We start from the raw sequence: 19,178 nt of genomic DNA, 5'->3' as shown, positions 1-19,178 counted from the left end.
ACATGTGATGGATGTGATAGATCCCAGTGAGTATGCAGATGTGTGTTGAGAGATGGCTTGCGAAAAGACGGCTTTAGTTATACGATGACTGATCAATGTGAAGGCCGACGTTGCCCAATCGAACGATCTCGCACGAGTGCTGTCGTCCGTCACATCGCACTTTCGGCCGTCGGCCGCATAGTTTCCCCCGACTCGCCGCACCGGGAATACGTTCGTGAAAATCGTCACCATCGAAGTCATTCGCATCTCGCTCGCATTCGATGCGGGCCGCCGTCCCGTCGCCGCTGTTGAACCGACCGTCGCCGACACGTATAACGCCGCAGACCGCTCGCTGCGTCGCATGGAGTCGCTGCTGGTCAGGCTCACCGATGACGCAGGGCGCGTTGGCTGGGGCGAAGCATTCGGTCATCTGATCAATCCCGTCACGTTCGCCGCGCTCGAAGGCCCGGTTGGCCGTTGGTTCAAGGGCGCCGAATTCGAGCCGACGCGGCACGGGATCGCCGCATTGCGTGACGCGGCCGATCGCGCGCTGCATGCGTTCGGCCGCACCGGACCGGTGCTGTACGCATTGTCCGCGATCGACACGGCGCTGCACGACCTCGCCGCGCAGGCGGCCGGTGTGCCGCTATATCGTTGGCTCGGCGGCCATCGCGGGGAGATCGACGTGTATGCGAGCCTGGTCAACTACGACAACGACCCCGATGAAGTCGCGCGCCACGTGCGGCGGGCGTCGGACGAAGGGTTTCGGCGCATCAAGCTGCACGAGACGCAACGTGCGGCTATCGCGGCCGCGCGTGCGGCACTGCCGGCCGGCAGCGAACTGATGGTCGACGTGAACTGCCCGTGGACGGCGAGCGACGCGCTGCGGCATGTGAGCGAGCTGGCCGACCTGCGGCTCGGCTGGATCGAGGAACCGGTGTGGCCTTGCGACGACGCGGACGGCATCGCGCGTGTGCGCGGCGCCGGCGTGCCGATCGCGGCGGGCGAGAACGCGTCGGGCGTCGCGGGCTTTCGCGACCTGTTCGAACGCGGCGCGCTCGACGTCGCGCAGCCAAGCATCGCGAAGATCGGTGGACCGACCGGCATCGCGGAAGTGATCGCGCTTGCGGCGGAGCACGGCGTGCGGGTTGTGCCGCACTGTTTCTATTACGGAGCGGGGCTGCTGGCGACCGCGCACGTGGTCGCGACGCTACCGGACGATGTAGCGCTCGAAATTCCCTATCTCGACTGGCCCGAGCGGCTGCATGACGGGCAGCGGCCCGGGGCGCGGCTGCGCTTGCCCGATGTGCCCGGGCTTGGCTTCTTGCCGGACGAAGCAGTGCTGGCACGCAACACGATCGCGCACGCGACGATCGGTTGAACGCAGGAACGGTGCGCTCGGCGCACGCACGCGAAGCCGTTGCCGGTGTGGCGGCGCAATCGGAAATCAGGAAGCCGGGCGGATGCGCAGGCACGTGCCCGGCTCGACAGGAGACAACATGAAAACGCGTTACCGCTGGTGGATCGGCGCGCTGCTGTTCGGCGCCGGCATGCTGAACTATCTCGATCGCGCGGCGCTGTCCGTCGTCGCGCCGATCATCAAGCGCGAACTCGGCATCGACGACGCGCAGATGGGTATCCTGTTCAGCAGCTTCTTCATCGGCTACTGCGTGTTTTGCTTCGTCGGCGGCTGGGCCGCGGACCGGTTCGGGCCGCGTCGCGTGTTCGCGTGCGCGGCGGGCGTGTGGTCTCTGTTCTGCGGCGCGACAGCGCTCGCCGGGTCGTTCGCGCACCTACTGATCGTGCGCGTCGCGTTCGGGATCGGCGAAGGGCCGATGGGGACGACCACCAACAAGGCGATCTCGAACTGGTTCCCGCGCCGCGAAGCGGGGCGCGCGGTCGGCTGGACCAACGCCGGGCAGCCGCTCGGTGCGGCGATCGCGGCGCCGATCGTCGGCCTGGTTGCGCTGCAGTTTGGCTGGCGCGTTTCGTTCGTCGTGATCGCCACGCTCGGCTTCGTGTGGCTGGCCGCGTGGTGGGCGTTGTTCCGCGACGATCCGGCGAGCCACCCGCGCGTGTCGCCGGAAGAGGTGCGCGAGATCGCATCCGACCGGACGGTCGGCGTCTCACTGGATGCGCATGCGGACGAGCGCGCCGCGCGTCCGCTGCTGCGCGATCTGCTGTCGCGGCCGGTGCTCGGCGTCGCGCTCGCGTTCTTCAGCTTCAACTACGTGCTCTATTTCTTCCTGTCATGGTTGCCCAGCTATCTCACCGACTACCAGCATCTAAACATCAAGCAGATGAGCGTCGTCGGGATTCTGCCCTGGCTCGGCGCGACCGTCGGTTTCGTGGCCGGCGGCACCGTGTCGGACCGCATCTACCGGCGCACCGGCGACGTGCTGTTCGCGCGCAAGATCGTGATCGTCGTCGGGCTGGCGGTGGCGGCGGCGTGCGTGCTGCTGGCGTCACGGGTGAGTTCGCTCGGCGCGGCCGTCACGTTGATCGCGATCGCAAGCCTTTTCGCGTTCATGGCACCGCAGGCTTGCTGGTCGTTGCTGCAGGAAATCGTGCCTCGCGAACGCGTCGGCTCGGCCGGCGGGTTCGTTCATCTGCTCGCGAATCTCGCAGGCATCCTGTCGCCAAGCTTGACCGGCTGGCTCGTCCAGTATGGTGGTGGGTATGCAAGTGCGTTCGTGCTTGCGGGCGCGTCGGCGCTCGCCGGTGCGGTTATCCTGACGTTCGCGGTGCGCGCGCGGGCCGTTTCGCAGATGCGCCGGGCCGCCTGATGAAGTAATCCGTTGAATTGGCTACGCTGGAGTAAGTGTGACCGTACTTGCCTCCTCCACCGGACACAACGAACATCGTCCCAAGAGAGAGGATAGCCGGTGCAGCTCATTCCCGTGGCTCGGGGCGCGCCTCGGACCGGGCGTCATCCAAGCATTCCTAGATACATCGGTGGCACTGCCGTCAGGCCAGCATGTACGCTGCGGGTAACCTCATCCGCCAAGAGTTCTGAGTGACCGGCCTCTAATGCGGCGAGAGCCATACGCGCAACCTCGTCTGGGGAAGCCTTGGGGCCGGGTACGCCCCGCGCCATGTCGGTATCCATGAAGGCGACATGCAGCGAAAGAACTTCTGTGCCTTGGGCACTTAATTCCTGCCGCATCGCGTTACTCAAGGCCCAAGCGGCGGCCTTCGATGCGCTGTAACTGCCGGTAATGCCTGGCAGAGTCGCCCAACTGAGCGCGGAAATGACATTGATCATGGCACTACTGCCAGACGCCGCCAGGATCGGCGCGAACGCTTGCGCCATCCGTAACGGCCCCACGGCATTTGTCTCGAACTGCTGTCGCAGCATATCGATCGATGATGGTGCAAGCACTGCGCCGGAGCCTCCGATGCCGGCGTTGTTCACCAGCAAGCTGACGTCGCCCAATTCGCGGGCGAGCGCTTCGACCTGATCGGCGCGAGTCACGTCGAGCCGTACGGGCACCACGCCAGATGCGGTGACGGTGGACGCTTCGCGCGCTGCTGCATAGACCTTGGCCGCGCCAGCGGTAAGCAAGGCGCGGGTGAAGGCTGCACCCAGTCCGCGATTGGCACCCGTAACGAGCGCGACAGAACCTTGGATTTTCATGAAGACTTCCTTACAGAGAGTGGGTCAGTTGTGCGATGTCAAACGCAGCATGACGTAGTGCTCGTAGTGACCGACGCCGTTTTGCACGATGGGATCTTGTGAGGTGAAAGCGGCAATGTCATCCTCGTCCGGAATTTGGTAGAGGGAGACACCATAGCCACCAGTGTCATCAATCACAGGACCGTGTGCCACGATCACGCCTTGCGCGAACAACTCATCGAGAAAGGCGCCATGTCGCTTCATCAACTTCAACTCGTCGTCCGACATTGTCGCGAGAAAGTCGGGTCGCGGAGGAATGAACTTGCACAGGTAATATTTCATCAATACTCCTTATTGAATATTCTGAACCATAACCGTTCTAGCTTGACGGTTCGGTTCGTTCTACTCGCCTCCGGCGTGCTTATCCGGCGGTCCTGACGCTCTTGAGAATCGAGCTTTCGAACATCTTGGGCGCATAGCTTTGCAGGAAAAGAATCATCCCCGTCATCTTGCCAACCGGATTGCTGAACTTCGGTTCTTTCGTGCCGATCATTTTCGTGATGGTGTGCACAACCGCATCAGGCGCCTCGGCCTCATCGATACCTTTTTGCGTGGCGGCACGAACCTGTTTGCGGTAAGCGTCGTAGTCGGGGATATTGCCACCTGTAGACGAAACCGAATTTTGTCCAAGGTTGGTTTTGAACCACACCGGCTCGACCACGCTGACTTTGATGTTGAACTGGTTCAGCTCGAAACGCAGGGCTTTGAAATAACCTTCGACCGCATGCTTCGAAGCCGAGTAATAGGACAGATTCGGCGGGCCGATCAAGCCAACGATGGAACTGACGGTGATGATCTGCCCGCTCTTTTGCTTGCGAAAGAAGGGGAGCAAGGCGTTCGTGACCTTGACCGTTCCCCAGAAGTTCGTTTCGAACTGCTGCCGCCCGACTTCAAGCGGTGTCTCTTCAGCGATACCCGTCACCATGTAGCCCGCATTGTTGACGAGAACGTCAAGTTGCTTCGTATAGGTGAAAAGCTCATGCGTGAACGACTCGATAGAAGTGTCGTCGTCGATATCAAGGCGCAGCAACTTGAAGGGCACGTTCCGCGCGTATTTTTCCGGCTGACGACTGGTGCCGATCACGTTGAAGCCGTCCTTGTGGAGTTTGTTCGCCAGCATCAAACCAAAGCCCGACGATGCCCCAGTAATCAAAATTGTCTTCTTCATCTCTCCAGCTCCCGGTATTCGAAATGGCCTATGAAGGCTTGCGAAAAATTGTTGATGTAGATGGATCCGAGTTCGTCATTGCCGGCCTCCTTCAAGAACGACTCGGCGAGGCTGGCTAGAGTGGATGGCCATGCTGGCTCGGCAACGGCATGACGCGCGATTCGAGGTGCAAACCAATTCTGACGATCCTCGACGGTTGCTGCCATTCTGCCTGCCGATCGCGCCATGGACACTAGCCGATCACGCCAACAGACTCGCCGAACACGCCAATATTTACGCGGTCCCAAGTGGCGGGTTTTGCTATTGTGATGGCGCGATCTGCGGGATAGACTCATGCGATGAATACGAAAAGTAACTATCCCCCGAGCGGTCGGCATGGCCATCCGACGGACTATGCCATTTGGCCCGGATGGCGCTTGTTGATGCAGGATGCAGGCATTGCAGCTTCGCCGGTTTTGCGCCGTGCGCAGCTACCGGGGGATCTGTTTTCGCGTCAGAACGTTCGCCTCGATCCGACCAGTTTCTTCATGTTGTGGAAGGCCATTGAGGCCGAGGCAGCGACAATCAACGCGGACGTACCGGCAGCGCTGCAAATCGCAAAGGTGATGTCGTCGGACTGGTTCGATCCCGAGCTTTTCGCCGCGCTATGTAGTTCAAATATGGGCGGAGCACTCGACCGAATCGCGAAGTACGTCAGACTGATAGCGCCCATGATCATTCGGATCGATCGAGCGATCGAGCACACCACAGTTTCCATCGACTTCTTGGATCACACCCTGCCGCCACCCGATGTATTTCTCACTTTCAAGCTGGTCTTTTTCGTGCAACTAGCACGCTTGGCGACACGAAGTCCGGTACGCCCATTACGAGTGAGTTGGCCGTTGGCGACGGGCGAATCGAATGACAGCGTGGCCGCCTACCAAGCATATTTCGGCGTGCCAGTGACAGATGCGCCCTTAGCCACCGTTGTATTCGCTGCTGAGGATATCGAGCGGCCATTCCTGACCGAAAACCACAAAATGTGGCAGTTCTTCGAGCCATCGCTACGTCAGAGACTAGCGGATTTGGATAGGACGGCCAGTATGGCGGAAAGAGTGCGCAGTACCCTGCTGGAGACGCTCCCGGCAGGAGAGGTGTCCATGCAAGTGATCAGTCGAAAACTTGCGGTCAGCGTCCGCACGTTGCAGCGCAGGCTTCAAGATGAGGGAACCTCGTTCCAGCAAACGCTGGACACTTTGCGTGAATCGTTGGCCTATCACTATCTTGGCAACACTACGATGTCTAGCGCCGAGATCTCCTTTCTACTGGGATTCGACGATTCCAATTCCTTTGCTCGCGCGTTCCACTCATGGACTGGCAAAACGCCGCACAAGGTACGAACGGAGATTGGTGTTAGCAATAGCGAGTCGAATGCGGATACAGCCGGGGTGTAGTAGCTAAGCGCCAACTGACTCATCGGGATTTCGATCTCGGGCGAAATTTGTGCGCGCGACGATGCGCCGGGATACATCGGCTTGCCTCGCCGAAGAAGGCGTTCGAAGCATCCGCCCGTTCATCGATGCGCACGTTGAATGACCGCTCTCTGGACCGGCGACTGTCGCTTCAGGGTCGGCTACAGCCGACCGTGTTGGGCGGAAACCGGCCAGAAGCGACCAGTCGGGATGAAACAGCGGCAGGCCGCTTCGATTGATCAAGCGGCCTTTCATCGTCATCTCTTCAAATGGCCTGCGCCGTCGAGAATGCGCGTGCCGCAGCCATTGTATCCAGTGCTTCGCGCAAGAGCAGGATTTTGCCGTTGTTCGCCACCAGCCGCCCTGCGTACATCTGTCGATAGATTTTCCCCGTCGATGGCACGAGCGCTTCGACTTCATATTCGGCGAATACCTGCTCAGGCGTTTCGATCAGCAGCCGCACATTTCTGAACGAAAAATCCGGTACTTTCGCGAGCAGCGAGGCGATGAAGCCTTCGATCGCTTTTGGCCCCTGTGCTCGCCCGTCAATGCCAAGCGACTTCAGATAAGGGAGCTCCAGCACGCCATCGTCGGCAAACAGTGCAGCGGCCGCACGTGGGTCACGAATCGATTCGAGATAAGCGGAAAGCAGTTGTTTAGCGTCGTTCATGATCGGCTCGATAAAGGCGTTAAAGGATGCGATTCATTGCAGATGCGTCTTCAACGCAGTCGCCATCTGCTGCATCGCTGCGCGCGTCGGTGCGTCCGCAGCAAGCACGTTGAGTAGGCCGAAGTCGTGGATCGTGCCTTTGTACTGGATCGTCGTCACGTCGTTGCCCGCCTGGTCGAGCCGATATCCATATGCTTCGCCTTCGTCGCGCAGCACGTCGAACTGCGCCGTCTGGATGAGCGCGGGCGGCAAGCCCTTCAATTCGTCGAGTGACGCGCGCAGCGGCGACGCGTAGCGTTCGTTGCGCTCACCTTCGTCGATCGTGTAGGCATTCCAGAACCACTTCATCATGTCGCGGCTCAGGAAGTAGCCATTTGCAAAGGCGTCGTACGAGGCATTGTCGAACGCGTGGTCGGCCACCGGCCACATGAGGCCCTGGAAGCGGATTGCCGGGCCTTGACGGTCCTTCGCCATCTGGCTGACGACCGCGGCCATGTTGCCGCCCACGCTGTTGCCCACGACGGCCAGCCGCGCACCATCGACGCCGATCTCCGCGCCATGTGCGGCAACCCACTTCGTCGCGGCGTAGGCTTCGTTGATCGCGACCGGATAGCGCGCTTCGGGCGAAGGCGTGTATTCGACGAACACCGCCGCCGAGCCCGACTGGACAACAAGATCCCGCACGAGACGCTCATGCGTCGGGTAGTCGCCGAGAATCCAGCCACCGCCGTGGAAGAACATGAACACGGGCAGCACACCGCGCGAATCCTGCGGCTTGACGACGACAAGCGACACGACCAGGCCGTCCTGCTCGACCGTGCGGCGCGTGACGTCAATGCCCGAGACGTCGACCGGCACGCTGCGCTGGGCGCCTGCCAAGACTTCGCGCGCTTCGGCGGGCGTGAGCGTCTCGATTGCTGGGCCGGTGGCACTGTTCAGCGCATCGAGGAAGGTAACCGTCGCGGTATCGGGCGTGTTCGGTGTGGCTTGCGTATTCATCGTGATTCTCCTTTTGCTTGGTCCAGTGGCTTGCGACGTGATGTCGTGCAGCCGGTGGAAAGGAGAATACGGATCGGACAATATTTGCGAAATAGAATCGTTTGAAATCCATCATTGCATGAATGCAACGATGGACGCCGGCTGATCAACTGCGCCGATGGATCATTTCGGCCACCGCCATGTTGGCTCGGAAAGGTGCTCGGCAAAGTAATCCGACAGCGCCGCGACTTTCGCGGGCCGCGCGCGCGCCGACGGCGTAACGAAGTAAAGACCACCCTTCGTCAGCGACCAGTCGGTGAGGATCGCTTCAAGACGGCCATCGGCCAAATACTCGCCCGCGATGAATTCAGGCAGCTCGGCGATTGCAAGGCCATCGAGCAGCGTGGGCAACAGCGCATCGGAGTTCGTCACGCGCAGCGGGCCCGTCGGCATCACCGGCTCCTCCTCGCCTGCGTCGTTCGTGAAGCGCCATACAGCGCTACGCGCACGGTACGCATATGAGAGACAGGGGCGATCCACCAGCTCGCGCGGATGCGTGGGTCGTCCTTCACGTCTCAGATATTCTGGCGACGCCACCACGAATTGCGTCACCGCGCACAGCCGCCGCGCGACCAGGGATGAATCCGGAAGCGCGGCGATACGCAGGGCGGCGTCGAACCCATCGGCGACCAGATCGACCGACGCATCCGATAGATGCAGGTCGATTGACACCTCCGGATACGCGCGAAAGAAGCCGGGTAGCAGCGGCGCAACCCAACGCAGCCCATATGACATCGGCACGGCCAGCCGCACCAGCCCGCGTGGCTGCACCGACATTTCGCGCGCCGAGCTTTCCGCTTCCTCGGCCTGGTGATAGATCTCGCCGGCTTTCTCGCTGATCGTCCGGCCGAACTCGGTGAGCGAGAGCTGGCGCGACGTGCGATTGAAAAGCCGCGCACCCAGCCGGTCCTCCAGGCGGGCCACGCCGCGCGAGACCGTGGCGACCGACACGCCGGTCGCGCGCGCTGCGGCTGCAAATGATCCGTGCTCGGCCACCTTCGCGAACATCGCGAGCCCCTCGAAATCGGGTAGTTGAGCCATGTCCTTATCTTTTCATTTATGCAACGTTAAATTGCGATCAATTCTATTTCGAAAAGATAAGGCCGTCGATATTCTCCTCACATCGCAGCAAGCCGCTGCGACGCAAACATCCACCGACCATCGAAAGGAGCAATACCATGGCACGCAAACTCGACAACAAGATCGCACTCGTCACCGGCGCAACCAGCGGCATCGGTCTCGCCACCGCGCAACGTTTCGCGGCGGAAGGCGCGCACGTCTATCTCACGGGCCGCCGACAGGTAGAACTCGATGCCGCCGTGAAAGGCATTCGCGAAGCCGGCGGCAACGCGACCGGCGTCCGTTCGGATTCCACCCAGCTCGATGAACTCGACGCGCTGTATGCGCAAATCAAGGAAGAACAGGGGCGCCTCGACGTCCTGTTCGTGAACGCCGGCGGCGGCTCGATGCTGCCGCTTGGCAACATCACCGAAGCGCACTACGACGACACCTTCGACCGCAACGTGAAGGGCGTGCTGTTCACGGTGCAAAAAGCGCTGCCGCTGCTTGCCGAGGGCGCATCGGTGATTCTCACCGGCTCGACGGCAGGTAGCGCAGGCACCGCGGCGTTCAGCGTGTATTCGGCTTCGAAAGCGGCGGTGCGTGCCTTTGCACGCAGCTGGATTCTCGACCTCAAGGAGCGCCGCGTCCGCGTGAACACGATCAGCCCGGGCGCGACTCGCACGCCGGGCCTGCTCGACCTCGCCGGTGACGACGCCACGCAACGGCAAGGGCTTGCCGATTACCTGGCTTCCCTGATTCCGATGGGGCGCCTCGGTGAACCGGAAGAGATCGCCGGCGCGGCGCTGTTCCTGGCCTCGGACGACGCGAGCTTCGTGAACGGTATCGAATTGTTCGTCGACGGCGGCCAGCAACAGATCTGAGCCAGGTTGAGCACGCGGGGTGTGGTGGACGCGGTCTTCGACGATCGCGATCCACGCCCGGCGCACTCGAATCGAGCATCGTCATGATTGAACATCGGCCTTTTCCTTCGCTTGACGCAATCCGGCGCGACGGCGTTGATGTCCGCCAACATTTCCGCGCGGGCGACGTCGGGCACGCCGACCATGCGCCGCTCGGTCCGCTCCATATGTGGAACGACATCGAATTCGCGCAGCACGCGGGCCTCGGGCTTCGTGTTCACCGCGACGTCGAGATCGTCACGTGGGTACGTTCGGGGGCCATCACCCACGAAGACGATGCGGGCAATCGCGCGCGCCTGGTTGCCAACTGCGTCCACGTGATGAGTGCCGGCACGGCGATCCATCATGCCGAGCGCAACGAGGAAAACATACCCGCGCGGCAGTTTCAGATCTGGCTCCGTCCGCGCACACCGGCCGGTACGCCGCGCTGCTCGACGCGGGTCTGTTCGCCAGGATGTCGAGAGGGCCGATTCGTCACACTGGCGAGCGGCGATCCGGAGGATGTCCGCACGGGTGCTTTGCCCCTCCATGCCGACGCGCGGGTGCGTATCGCGACGCTGCGCGAAGGCGCGGCAATGCAGCACGTTTTGCCGATGCCCGGTTCGGCTTATTTGGTTGCGGATCATGGGCGACTGGACATAGGGCCGATCAGGCTGACGCGACGCGATGGCATTGCCGTTCGAGATGAAGCGCGGCTCGTATTGAGGGCGCGAGACGACACTGATGTCGTGATTGTTGAGCTCTTGCGCTAGGACAAGGGCTCCATTAGGGCGTGCCGCAGCCCCATTCATTGCTGTTTCCGACTTCGAGAAAACGCGTCCGTGAGAGTTGGGTGGCTGTTTGGGGAGCGAACTGCAGACTGTGATACTGACGCTGCCTATGGCGGAGATGGGTCGATCTGCGCCGGTCGCGCGTTGTAGGGCGGTGGCCGGCCGCGTTCGGCCAGGAAGGGACGCTCGCGGCCGCCGGCATCGTGACGTTCGAACGACGGTTCGTCTCCTGGAAGCGTCGCTGCATCTGTGGCCGACACCCCGTGCGAGAGATCATGATTCTGCCCCTGGCCGAATTCGGCCAGCCGAAACGAGGCGTGCCGGCTCTTCGTCCAAAGAACGGCAAAAATCAGTGCTGCTGTGCGCCGGATTGAATCGCGGCCTGACGCTGCGATGACGTTTGCTCAGCCTGCAATCGCGCTTCAGCCTTTTGGAGCCCCGCCGGGTAGTCCACATCAACGGAAAGCGGGTTGTAGCCGGCTTGTTCGAGGTTCGCAAGTTCGGCGCGTACTTGTGCGCGCGAGAGCGGCATGTCGCTCTGGGCGAACGACGTAAGGGGAGCCGAGGCGAGCAGGGCGAGGCCAGCCGTCACGATAATCTGTTTCATCACATACGTAATTTTGGGCGTCGGTTCAACTGAAGTACTGCTAGAAGTCTCGAAGTATATGCGCCTAAAGCTAGGTATTTACCCTTATTCTGACAATACTACATTGCGAAAAGCACACTGTTGCGCGCGTACAGCTTTCAGATGGACCGCAGAAAGGCAGCGGACACGCCCAGTCGCAGGTCCGAGGAGAGGGCGCGCGACCGCGCGATCTCCTTGGTGAGCTGCTTCACCGTGCGGCACGCCAGCGTCAGTTCGCCGTGGGGCGACATGGCCAGCGCAATGAAGCGCGGCACGGACGGCTCAACCACCATTGACGCCTGCAACCGGCATTCTTTTTCAAGAGTGGCAATCGCGTAAGGTCCGAGCAACCCATAGATGCCGCCATCGGCCACGATGTGGCCCTGCAGACTCAACGAGTCGGCTTCTGCCGCAAAATTCAGGGAGACCTGATGTTCACCGGCAATTTGTTCGAGCCGGTCGCGCCAGCTATTGGGGCGGCAGAAAAAGACCAGCGGAATCCCGTCGAGCTTTGAAAAAGCAATAGTAGGGTGCTTGGTCAAAGGGTCGCCTTCCGCGCCGACCAGGTAAGTCGCCGCCTCAACCAAATACTCGTCACCGTCTTTCGGCGTCGGGCTATTTCGAAAGAGGATGGCGAGGTCAACACTGCCGTTTTCCAACCACGTATCCAACAAAGCCCCCTGACCCTCGCGCACCTGTAACTGCACTAGGGGATAACGTTCTCGAAGGCGATGGTAGAGCGTGCTGACCAGCGGATGAGCGGTGGAGGGCAAGATTCCGAGTCGGACCACGCCGATCGGCTCTCCGGCCGAACTGCGAATGTCGTTGGATAACTGTTCCGTGCTGGCCAGCCATGTCCTGACGCGCGGGGCAATCCGCGCCCCCAAATCGGTCAATACCACGCCGCGCCCCGTCCGTTGGAACAGGCGGCCGCCGCAGTATTGCTCCAGTTCAACGATCTGGCGGCTGATATGTGGCTGGCTGGTTCCGTAGGCAACGGCCGCCTTGCTCAAGCTCCCGAGTTCCGCCGCGTCGATGAAAAGCTTCCAAGCCGCGTAGTCCACTTTCCGGCCTCCAATCAGATATGTCAAATCAGTATATCTGAAATGTGCTGCTAGGCAGTTCTCGCATGAGGCGTCCATCCCTACACTGCAACGCATGCACCGTTGTTCCAGCTTGAAGCGAAACGAGCAGCGGGCTCTCCTCTACGAAAGAGGAGCGGAAAAGCTCACATTTGGAGACGTCATGAAAGCAATCGATCTGCGCGGTCTGGTCCCGGCACCCGTTACCCCTTTCACCCGCGACGGCGCGGTGGACCATGCAGCAATTCAACGTCTGGGCTCCTGGCTCGGCAGCATTGAAGGCGTGAAAGGTCTGACGGTGCTCGGCCACGCTGGCGAAGGCACGTTCATGACGCAGAAAGAACAGGCTCAGGTCATCGAAAGCTTCGTTAAGTCCGTCGACGGCAAGATTCCGGTCATCGCCGGTATCACGCTCGAAGGTACGCAAGTCGCCGTCGACGAAGCGAAGCGCGCGGTCGAGGCCGGCGCGTCGGCTGGTCTGGTGTATCCGTCGCACGGCTGGTTGCGCTTCGGCTACCAGAAGGGTGCGCCGCAGGACCGCTACCGCGCCATCTACGAAGGCAGCGGCCTGCCGCTGATCCTGTTCCAGTACCCGGATGCCACCAAGGCGACGTACAACCTCGAAACGCAACTCGAAATCGCCGCACAGCCGGGCGTGTTCGCGATGAAAAACGGCGTGCGCAACATGCGTCGCTGGGATGTTGAAATCCCCATCATCCGTCGCGAGCGTCCGGAACTGCAAATCCTGACCTGCCACGACGAGTATCTGCTGCACACGATGTTCGACGTTGACGGTGCACTGGTCGGCTACGGCGGCCTGGCCCCCGAGCCGCTCATCGAGCTGATCAAGGCCGGTAAGGCGAAAGACTACGCGGCCGCACGCGCGATCCACGATCGTCTGCTGCCCGTCACGCGCAATGTGTACCACCGTGGCTCGCACATGGAAGGCACCGTGGCACTCAAGCACGGCCTCGTGGCTCGCGGGATTCTCGAGCACGCGACGGTGCGCTCGCCGCTGCTGCCGCTCGCGGAAGGCGCGGACGTTGAAATCGCCGACGCACTGCGTTCGGCAGGCCTCGTCGACTGACGCGGAAGCGGCGCATTCATAGCCGTTATGACGATAGCGAAGCGCTGCCCCCGCTTCGCTATCCGCGTTAAGCCGTCACGGCGACGCACGAACGCTCGTTTCGCACGTCGCCCATAACAGGATCGGGAAACGACCAAACAAGCTCCAACATCGCGACACTACAAGACAGAAGCGCGACGGTGCTTAAAAAAGACGAAGTCCGAGGGCCCATAAAATGCAGCTTTTCAGGAGACAGCATGAACACCCCTTTGACCGCCTACAGCGTCGGTGTTGGTCAATCCGAGAGCGCAACGCGCACCACGAGCGAGCAGTTGCGTGCGGCGAACCTGCTGTTCCGAATCGAGAACGTACCGTTCTGCCGGTGGCACACCAAGGCCCGTATCATCATGGGCAGCGCGACCCTCTTTGACGCATTCGACGCCCTATCGCTTGCCTTCGTACTGCCCGTATTGATTGGCCTCTGGCATCTCTCGGCCGGCCAGATCGGCGTGCTGATCGCCGCCGGCTATCTCGGCCAGGTCGTAGGCGCGTTGGTGTTCGGCTGGCTCGCTGAGCGCATCGGTCGCGTACCGAGTGCGACGGTGACTGTGGGCGTGATGTCGGCCATGAGCATCGTCTGCGCATTCACCGGCAGCTTCCATATGCTGTTCCTAATGCGCTTTCTGCAAGGCATCGGCGTGGGAGGAGAAGTGCCCGTCGCGGCCACGTACATCAACGAGCTGTCGCAAGCGCACGGCCGGGGACGTTTCTTTATTTTGTACGAACTCATTTTCCCGCTGGGTTTGCTCGCAGCCGCGCAACTGGGGGCGTTCATCGTCCCCCGCTTCGGTTGGGAGTACATGTTCCTCGTGGGGGGCATCCCGGGCATAATTGTCGCCTTCCTGATCGCACGACTCCCGGAATCGCCGCGCTGGCTCATTTCAAAGGGGCGCTTCGATAAGGCGGAAGGAATCATCGAGCGACTGGAGGCCAGCACGCCCAAGCGAAACCTTGATACGAAAACGCAGAAGGCCGAAGTTGATGAGCGCGTGGTCGGCCTGCTGAACGGCCTGCAGTCGAAGCAGACGGGATCGTGGAAGGAACTTTTTTCGCCGTTCTACCGCGGGCGCACCATCGTAGTGTGGTTACTTTGGGCGACCTCATATTTTGTCGCGAACGGCATCAACAACTGGCTGCCCAGCCTCTACAAGACGGTCTACCATCTGCCGCTGCAAGAGTCGCTTCACATGGCGTCCATCTCGAACGTCCTGAGTACGTGCGGGGTGCTTGCCTGCGCGTTGCTGATCGATCGTGTCGGGCGCCGCCGCTGGGCAATGGCCTGCTTCATCATCAGCGGGATCCTGCTCGCCGCTCTGGGTATTCATGGAGCAGGTAGTGCCTGGTCAGTGATGTTCTTGGGATCTTCCGCATACGCAGTGATGGCAACCACAACCGTACTGCTGTACCTGTACACACCTGAAATCTATCCGACCCGGATGCGCGCGATTGGTACTGGCCTCGCGACGTCCTGGCTGCGGGCCGCTTCTGCTGCCGCGCCTGCGATCGTGGGCGTCGTATTGACAGGGAAGGGCATCGCGGCGGTATTCATCCTTTTTGCGGTGGTCAGCGCTGTGGGTTTCTTTGTAGCTTCGCGAATGGTGGAGACCACCAATCGCGCTCTCGAAGAGATCTCCCCGTAACCGCTCGCATCCCTTGCCGCTCCTTCTCCTGATGTGAGTCAAGGGGAAGGAGCGTCCTGGTTCGAAACACCGATAATTTCAGCGCGACAGGTTCACAGATAGCGACAACGTTCCACGACTCTGTTTGTAGTCCTTATCGGATGTCGTGCGGCAAAGATCGCATATAACAAAACGAATGGAGACAACGGAAATGAAAAAGGCACAACGGGTCATGGCCCGCGCTTCGATGCGGAAAGTCGCTGGCACACTTGGCGTAGCAGCGATGCTCAGCGCCGGCCTCGCATTGACCTCTGTCGGCGCCCGCGCAGATAGTGGTTCGCAAGTCCAGCTGTATGGGATCGTCGGCACCTATGTCGGCAGTGTCAAACGTAGCGATACGCCTCAATCCACGGTACTCATAGGCAGCGGCGGATTGACCACATCATTCTGGGGAATCCGCGGCAAGGAAGATCTGGGCGGCGGTGTCAGCGCCATCTTCGCTCTGGAGAGCTTCTTCCAGCCTCAAAACGGCGCGCAGGGCCGCAATGCCACAGACCCGTTCTTTTCACGCAATGCGTACGTGGGCTTTCAAGGCGACTTCGGTCAGTTGACCTTCGGGCGCCAAAGAAATCCGACCTATACGGCCGAATCCCTCATCAACCCGTTCAGTTCGTCGACTGTCTTTTCGCCTCTCGTCCTCCAGACGTTCGTGACCAACTATGGTGGCACGATCATTGGCGATACGGTGTGGAACAACACCGCCAAGTACACAACACCGGACTTCAAAGGTTTCGGCGCAACCGTGATCTATGGCCTGGGTGGCGTTGCGGGGTCGCCCGGCGTCGGCAATCTCGGCGCGCATTTGAATTATCAAGGTCACGGTCTCACGGCAGTGGTGTCCGGCCAGCGCGTACGCTACACCGCAGCGGGGCCAGTGGGCGCACAATACGCCTACCTCGCGGGCGCGGCCTATGACTTCAAGCTCGTGACACTTTATGGCGCGTGGGCGATGACAAGTGACGTGAGTACGCCGACAGGCAGCCACACGTACGAGGCGGGTTTTTCGATCCCGTTCACACCGGCCGATTTCCTGCTTGCTGAGTGGGCGCGTACGCAACGGTCCGGTCCTACGCATACGACCAACAGCCTTCGCAATACTGCCGCACTCGGTTACGACCATCTGCTGTCCAAGCGGACGGACATTTACGCAATTTACTCTATCGACAAGCTGAGCGATCATCCCATCGGCAACACCTTTGCCGTCGGCATTCGGCACACGTTCTAGAAAGCGTTCACCCTTTTGTCGTCACTTCCTGTCTCTGAAAAGCTCGGCGGCGAGGTCGGTTACGGGCCGGTCATATACGAGGGGCGTTCGGGATTCGCAAATTCCGCCGAGTCTGGTGCTAAGCTGCTGATTCGAGAGGGGAAACGCTGACATCCGCTCGGTAGTCCGTGACAGCGACGTGGACGCCAGCAGCGACAAGTGCCAGAACCCAGGCACCTCATGCGAAGGGATTCAGGGGCCGTCTTGCCTGAGCGCCGAGCGCACCGCTTGCGGGGTTTTTCCGGTCCATGCCTGAAATGCCCGCGCGAAGGAGTTGGGATCTTCGAAACCCAGCAGGAAGGAAATTTCTGCGCCGGACATTGATGAATTGACGAGGTAGTGTGTAGTGGTCAACTAATCCCGGACACTGCGTTAAGTTTTTCTTCCGCAACCGCCGGCGCCAGTCCGTCATTGAACTGATGCGGCCGTATCCAGTTGTACCGGTGCATCAGGTAGTGGCTGATGTCCCGGTGTGCCTCCTGCGCCGACATGTAGCCCACTGACGGTAGCCATTCGGTCTTGAAGCTGCGGAACAGCCTCTCCATCGGGGAGTTATCCCAACAATTTCCTCGACGGCTCATGCTCTGCTGTATCCGATAGCGCCAGAGGCGCTGACGGAATTTCCGGCTTGCATATTGGCCGCCTTGATCCGAGTGAAACAGCAAGCCTTGCGGTCGACCACGTTGCTCATAGGCCATCTCCAACGCCTGCACGACCAGATCGGCATCAGGGCGTGTCGAGAACGCCCAGCCAACAACCCGACGCGTGAACAGGTCGAGTACTACGGCCAGATAATGCCAACGTCCCTGCGCCCAGACATACGTGATGTCACCACACCACACCACACCTGATTCGGCGTACCAACCTCGAATTCGCGATTGAGATGGTTCGGGATATCGATCCGCTCGACCGTGGCCTGCTTGTAGGCATGGCGACCCGGCTGCTTGCAGATCAACCCGAGTTCTTCCATCAAGCGGCTGACCTTGAAGCGTCCAATCGCCGTACCTTCCTCGCGCATCATGCCCATGATGCTGCGACTGCCAGCAGAGCTTCGACTCTCGATGAACAGCTCGTGTACCCGGCTACGCAGTACCATGCGCTCGGTATCAACGCGTCGGGCTCGCCCTCGGTGTGCATACAGGCAGGACCGCGACACGTCGAATACCGCGCAGATCAGCTCGACCGATTCGCTTGCGCCAATCTGATCAATTACTTCGTACGTTCGATGCCTTCCGACATCAAGAGCGCGGTAGCCTTTTTTAAAATGGCCTTCTCACGCTCGAGGCGTTCGATACGCGCCTCGAGTTCCTGAATACGCTGTTGATCCGGCGTGATTGCCTTGCCCTGCGGCGTGACGCCCTGGCGTTCCATCTGAAGTTGCTGCACCCAGCGGCGCAGCACCGTCTCGCCGACGCCGACCGAGCGGCTTGCTTCCATATGGCTATAACCCTGGTCGAGCACCAGACAGGCGGCTTGCTGTTTGAACTCCGGGGAAAACGTACGTCGTTGCTTGCTCATCAGACACCTCTTCATGGCGACCATTCTCGCCTAAATCAGTGTCCGGATTCATTAGACCACTACAGTCGGGCGATGTGTCGGCGATCGCGGCCGGCGTCGTCGGGTGGGCGGTGTTTGCGCTGTTCCTGCACGACCCGTTGATCGGCGTGCGGCCGTTCGGTTGAACGTTCCGCGTACGCAGGCTCGGCGACCGCGTCACGCTGATCGGCCGCGGCCCGGCGCGCGAGCGGCAGGCATCGCCCGGCCTACCGGCCGACGCATTGCAGATCGGCGGCAGCATTGACCGACGGCGGGCACGATCGCGCGGCGGCTGGCGAGTTCGCCCGCGCATCGACGCGAGCGCATAGCGACGACGCTCGCGGCGCGCGCGTCAGATCGGCCTGACGAACAGCCCGACCGTCAGTGCCGCGCCGATACAGACGATCGCGATCCGCAGCACGCGCTCGTTCACGCGGTGCAGCGCCCATGCGCCGAGCAGGCCGCCGACGATCGCGCCGCTGCCGAGCGCAAGCGCCGCGCCCCAGTGCAATTGCGGCGAGGTGACGAACAGCAGGACCGCCGACGCGTTCATCACGCCCGCGAGAGCGTTCTTGGTCGACATCGCGTGACGCGGCGACAGGCCGGCCATCGTGAGCGCGGCCATCATCAGGAAGCCGATGCCGCCGCCGAAATAGCCGCCGTAGATCGCGATCAGGAACTGCGAGATCCCGGCCGCCATCGGGCCGAGATGCTGCGCGGCCTCGGTCGGCTTGCGGAAGAAGCTGCCCCATGCGAACACGACGGTTGCGAACAGCACGAGCCACGGCACCAGCTGCGAGAAGATCGACGACGGCGTTTTGAGCAGCAGCAGCCCGCCGAGCGCGCCGCCGATCACGCTGATCACGAACAGCGCGCGAAACGACAGCGTGCCTGCGCCGCGGACCATCTTGCGGCTTGCCCAGCCGGTCGTGACCTGGCCGGGAAACAGCGCGACCGTCGACGTGATGTTGGCCGCGAGCGGCGACATCCCCGATACGATCAGCGCCGGTAGCGTGACGAATGAACCGCCACCCGCGAGGGCATTCTGGAGACCGGCCCACAGGCCGGCGAGGATGATGAGGACGAGCATCGGTGCGCAGGAAGGGTAGCGTGGCAGGGCGCGCCGGCGGCG

At 61.3% G+C, this 19,178-nt stretch carries 19 protein-coding genes and 2 pseudogenes; 9 read left to right on the top strand and 12 right to left on the bottom strand.

What is annotated here, in order from left to right; all coding sequences use genetic code 11:
- The first annotated feature begins 214 nt into the window (after positions 1–214).
- Both JMF86_RS26370 and JMF86_RS26365 read left to right on the top strand, forming a co-directional pair.
- Positions 215–1,360 (top strand): mandelate racemase/muconate lactonizing enzyme family protein, encoded by a 1,146-nt coding sequence (locus JMF86_RS26370; protein WP_011548566.1) that lies wholly within the window; start codon positions 215–217, stop codon positions 1,358–1,360.
- A gap of 118 nt (positions 1,361–1,478) precedes the next feature.
- Complete coding sequence (locus tag JMF86_RS26365; protein ID WP_041489432.1) at positions 1,479–2,765, top strand: MFS transporter; 1,287 nt, start codon at positions 1,479–1,481, stop codon at positions 2,763–2,765.
- Positions 2,766–2,908: 143 nt separating this feature from the next.
- Here the strand turns inward: JMF86_RS26365 and JMF86_RS26360 are convergent, their stop codons facing one another.
- The 4 genes from JMF86_RS26360 to JMF86_RS26345 form a co-directional block, all read right to left on the bottom strand.
- Positions 2,909–3,616: an SDR family oxidoreductase gene (locus JMF86_RS26360; RefSeq protein ID WP_011548564.1), complete on the bottom strand. Its 708-nt coding sequence runs from the start codon at positions 3,614–3,616 to the stop codon at positions 2,909–2,911.
- Positions 3,617–3,640: 24 nt separating this feature from the next.
- Positions 3,641–3,937 carry a YciI family protein gene (locus JMF86_RS26355; protein ID WP_011548563.1) on the bottom strand — a complete coding sequence of 99 codons (297 nt, stop codon included), beginning with the start codon at positions 3,935–3,937 and terminating at the stop codon, positions 3,641–3,643.
- 79 nt (positions 3,938–4,016) lie between these two features.
- Positions 4,017–4,823 (bottom strand): SDR family NAD(P)-dependent oxidoreductase, encoded by an 807-nt coding sequence (locus JMF86_RS26350; protein ID WP_011548562.1) that lies wholly within the window; start codon positions 4,821–4,823, stop codon positions 4,017–4,019.
- The gene (locus JMF86_RS26345) at positions 4,820–5,029 is read right to left on the bottom strand and encodes a hypothetical protein (protein ID WP_124920132.1); all 210 of its coding nucleotides are present in this window, start codon (positions 5,027–5,029) and stop codon (positions 4,820–4,822) included. The genes JMF86_RS26350 and JMF86_RS26345 overlap by 4 nt, the downstream gene beginning before the upstream one ends.
- A 132-nt stretch (positions 5,030–5,161) precedes the next feature.
- Here JMF86_RS26345 and JMF86_RS26340 point away from each other — a divergent pair, with 132 nt between their 5' ends.
- Positions 5,162–6,256 carry an AraC family transcriptional regulator gene (locus JMF86_RS26340; protein WP_011548561.1) on the top strand — a complete coding sequence of 365 codons (1,095 nt, stop codon included), beginning with the start codon at positions 5,162–5,164 and terminating at the stop codon, positions 6,254–6,256.
- 283 nt (positions 6,257–6,539) lie between these two features.
- On the opposite strand, the gene JMF86_RS26335 is transcribed toward JMF86_RS26340, so the two are convergent.
- The 3 genes from JMF86_RS26335 to JMF86_RS26325 form a co-directional block, all read right to left on the bottom strand.
- A complete protein-coding gene (locus tag JMF86_RS26335; RefSeq protein ID WP_011548560.1) occupies positions 6,540–6,944 on the bottom strand; it encodes a nuclear transport factor 2 family protein in 405 nt (134 codons plus the stop codon).
- Positions 6,945–6,977: 33 nt separating this feature from the next.
- Positions 6,978–7,943 (bottom strand): alpha/beta hydrolase, encoded by a 966-nt coding sequence (locus JMF86_RS26330; RefSeq protein WP_011548559.1) that lies wholly within the window; start codon positions 7,941–7,943, stop codon positions 6,978–6,980.
- A gap of 162 nt (positions 7,944–8,105) precedes the next feature.
- On the bottom strand, positions 8,106–9,023 hold the full coding sequence (locus JMF86_RS26325; RefSeq protein WP_011548558.1) for a LysR family transcriptional regulator: 918 nt from the start codon (positions 9,021–9,023) through the stop codon (positions 8,106–8,108).
- A 137-nt stretch (positions 9,024–9,160) separates the two neighbouring features.
- Here JMF86_RS26325 and JMF86_RS26320 point away from each other — a divergent pair, with 137 nt between their 5' ends.
- Both JMF86_RS26320 and JMF86_RS26315 read left to right on the top strand, forming a co-directional pair.
- Entirely contained in the window at positions 9,161–9,925 is a 765-nt protein-coding gene (locus tag JMF86_RS26320; RefSeq protein WP_011548557.1) for an SDR family NAD(P)-dependent oxidoreductase, read from the top strand.
- Positions 9,926–10,008: 83 nt separating this feature from the next.
- Positions 10,009–10,716, top strand: a complete 708-nt coding sequence (locus JMF86_RS26315) for a pirin family protein (protein ID WP_011548556.1) — start codon at positions 10,009–10,011, stop codon at positions 10,714–10,716.
- A gap of 367 nt (positions 10,717–11,083) precedes the next feature.
- Here the strand turns inward: JMF86_RS26315 and JMF86_RS26310 are convergent, their stop codons facing one another.
- Positions 11,084–11,341, bottom strand: a complete 258-nt coding sequence (locus JMF86_RS26310) for a DUF4148 domain-containing protein (protein ID WP_011548555.1) — start codon at positions 11,339–11,341, stop codon at positions 11,084–11,086.
- A gap of 137 nt (positions 11,342–11,478) precedes the next feature.
- On the bottom strand, positions 11,479–12,423 hold the full coding sequence (locus JMF86_RS26305; RefSeq protein ID WP_011548554.1) for a LysR family transcriptional regulator: 945 nt from the start codon (positions 12,421–12,423) through the stop codon (positions 11,479–11,481).
- 181 nt (positions 12,424–12,604) lie between these two features.
- On the opposite strand from JMF86_RS26305, the gene JMF86_RS26300 reads away from it, so the two are divergent.
- The 3 genes from JMF86_RS26300 to JMF86_RS26290 all read left to right on the top strand — a co-directional run bounded on the left by JMF86_RS26300 (position 12,605) and on the right by JMF86_RS26290 (position 16,471).
- A complete protein-coding gene (locus JMF86_RS26300; protein ID WP_011548553.1) occupies positions 12,605–13,528 on the top strand; it encodes a dihydrodipicolinate synthase family protein in 924 nt (307 codons plus the stop codon).
- A gap of 236 nt (positions 13,529–13,764) precedes the next feature.
- Complete coding sequence (locus JMF86_RS26295; RefSeq protein ID WP_011548552.1) at positions 13,765–15,207, top strand: MFS transporter; 1,443 nt, start codon at positions 13,765–13,767, stop codon at positions 15,205–15,207.
- A gap of 190 nt (positions 15,208–15,397) precedes the next feature.
- Complete coding sequence (locus JMF86_RS26290) at positions 15,398–16,471, top strand: porin (protein ID WP_011548551.1); 1,074 nt, start codon at positions 15,398–15,400, stop codon at positions 16,469–16,471.
- Positions 16,472–16,702: 231 nt separating this feature from the next.
- Here JMF86_RS26290 and JMF86_RS26285 read toward each other — a convergent pair whose 3' ends face one another.
- Together JMF86_RS26285 and JMF86_RS26280 are read right to left on the bottom strand one after the other, a co-directional pair.
- The gene (locus tag JMF86_RS26285; RefSeq protein WP_200094992.1) at positions 16,703–16,864 is read right to left on the bottom strand and encodes an AraC family transcriptional regulator; all 162 of its coding nucleotides are present in this window, start codon (positions 16,862–16,864) and stop codon (positions 16,703–16,705) included.
- Positions 16,861–18,028: pseudogene (locus JMF86_RS26280) on the bottom strand (IS3 family transposase). Before JMF86_RS26280 ends, JMF86_RS26285 begins: the two are co-directional and overlap by 4 nt.
- Positions 18,029–18,093: 65 nt before the next feature.
- Between JMF86_RS26280 and JMF86_RS26275 the strand changes: the two are divergent.
- Positions 18,094–18,192 (top strand): annotated as a pseudogene (locus JMF86_RS26275) (protein NrnU); the annotation flags it as partial.
- Positions 18,193–18,398: 206 nt separating this feature from the next.
- On the opposite strand, the gene JMF86_RS26270 reads toward JMF86_RS26275, so the two are convergent.
- On the bottom strand, positions 18,399–19,136 hold the full coding sequence (locus tag JMF86_RS26270) for a sulfite exporter TauE/SafE family protein (RefSeq protein ID WP_011548548.1): 738 nt from the start codon (positions 19,134–19,136) through the stop codon (positions 18,399–18,401).
- Positions 19,137–19,178: the final 42 nt, after the last annotated feature.

The organism is Burkholderia sp. E168m15 (assembly GCF_016586105.1).
Classification (GTDB): Bacteria; Pseudomonadota; Gammaproteobacteria; order Burkholderiales; family Burkholderiaceae; genus Burkholderia; species Burkholderia orbicola.
The sequence above is the reverse complement of the archived record's forward strand: the minus strand, read 5'-3'. Positions and strand labels throughout refer to the sequence as shown.

What these genes read in the sequence shown, in the direction of transcription:
- JMF86_RS26365 (WP_041489432.1), top strand. Translation starts at nt 1,479, where the DNA reads ATGAAAACGCGTTACCGCTGGTGGATCGGCGCGCTGCTGTTCGGCGCC.
- JMF86_RS26360 (WP_011548564.1), bottom strand. Translation starts at nt 3,616, where the DNA reads ATGAAAATCCAAGGTTCTGTCGCGCTCGTTACGGGTGCCAATCGCGGA.
- JMF86_RS26355 (WP_011548563.1), bottom strand. Translation starts at nt 3,937, where the DNA reads ATGAAATATTACCTGTGCAAGTTCATTCCTCCGCGACCCGACTTTCTC.
- JMF86_RS26350 (WP_011548562.1), bottom strand. Translation starts at nt 4,823, where the DNA reads ATGAAGAAGACAATTTTGATTACTGGGGCATCGTCGGGCTTTGGTTTG.
- JMF86_RS26345 (WP_124920132.1), bottom strand. Translation starts at nt 5,029, where the DNA reads ATGGCAGCAACCGTCGAGGATCGTCAGAATTGGTTTGCACCTCGAATC.
- JMF86_RS26340 (WP_011548561.1), top strand. Translation starts at nt 5,162, where the DNA reads ATGAATACGAAAAGTAACTATCCCCCGAGCGGTCGGCATGGCCATCCG.
- JMF86_RS26335 (WP_011548560.1), bottom strand. Translation starts at nt 6,944, where the DNA reads ATGAACGACGCTAAACAACTGCTTTCCGCTTATCTCGAATCGATTCGT.
- JMF86_RS26330 (WP_011548559.1), bottom strand. Translation starts at nt 7,943, where the DNA reads ATGAATACGCAAGCCACACCGAACACGCCCGATACCGCGACGGTTACC.
- JMF86_RS26325 (WP_011548558.1), bottom strand. Translation starts at nt 9,023, where the DNA reads ATGGCTCAACTACCCGATTTCGAGGGGCTCGCGATGTTCGCGAAGGTG.
- JMF86_RS26320 (WP_011548557.1), top strand. Translation starts at nt 9,161, where the DNA reads ATGGCACGCAAACTCGACAACAAGATCGCACTCGTCACCGGCGCAACC.
- JMF86_RS26315 (WP_011548556.1), top strand. Translation starts at nt 10,009, where the DNA reads ATGATTGAACATCGGCCTTTTCCTTCGCTTGACGCAATCCGGCGCGAC.
- JMF86_RS26310 (WP_011548555.1), bottom strand. Translation starts at nt 11,341, where the DNA reads ATGAAACAGATTATCGTGACGGCTGGCCTCGCCCTGCTCGCCTCGGCT.
- JMF86_RS26300 (WP_011548553.1), top strand. Translation starts at nt 12,605, where the DNA reads ATGAAAGCAATCGATCTGCGCGGTCTGGTCCCGGCACCCGTTACCCCT.
- JMF86_RS26295 (WP_011548552.1), top strand. Translation starts at nt 13,765, where the DNA reads ATGAACACCCCTTTGACCGCCTACAGCGTCGGTGTTGGTCAATCCGAG.
- JMF86_RS26290 (WP_011548551.1), top strand. Translation starts at nt 15,398, where the DNA reads ATGAAAAAGGCACAACGGGTCATGGCCCGCGCTTCGATGCGGAAAGTC.
- JMF86_RS26270 (WP_011548548.1), bottom strand. Translation starts at nt 19,136, where the DNA reads ATGCTCGTCCTCATCATCCTCGCCGGCCTGTGGGCCGGTCTCCAGAAT.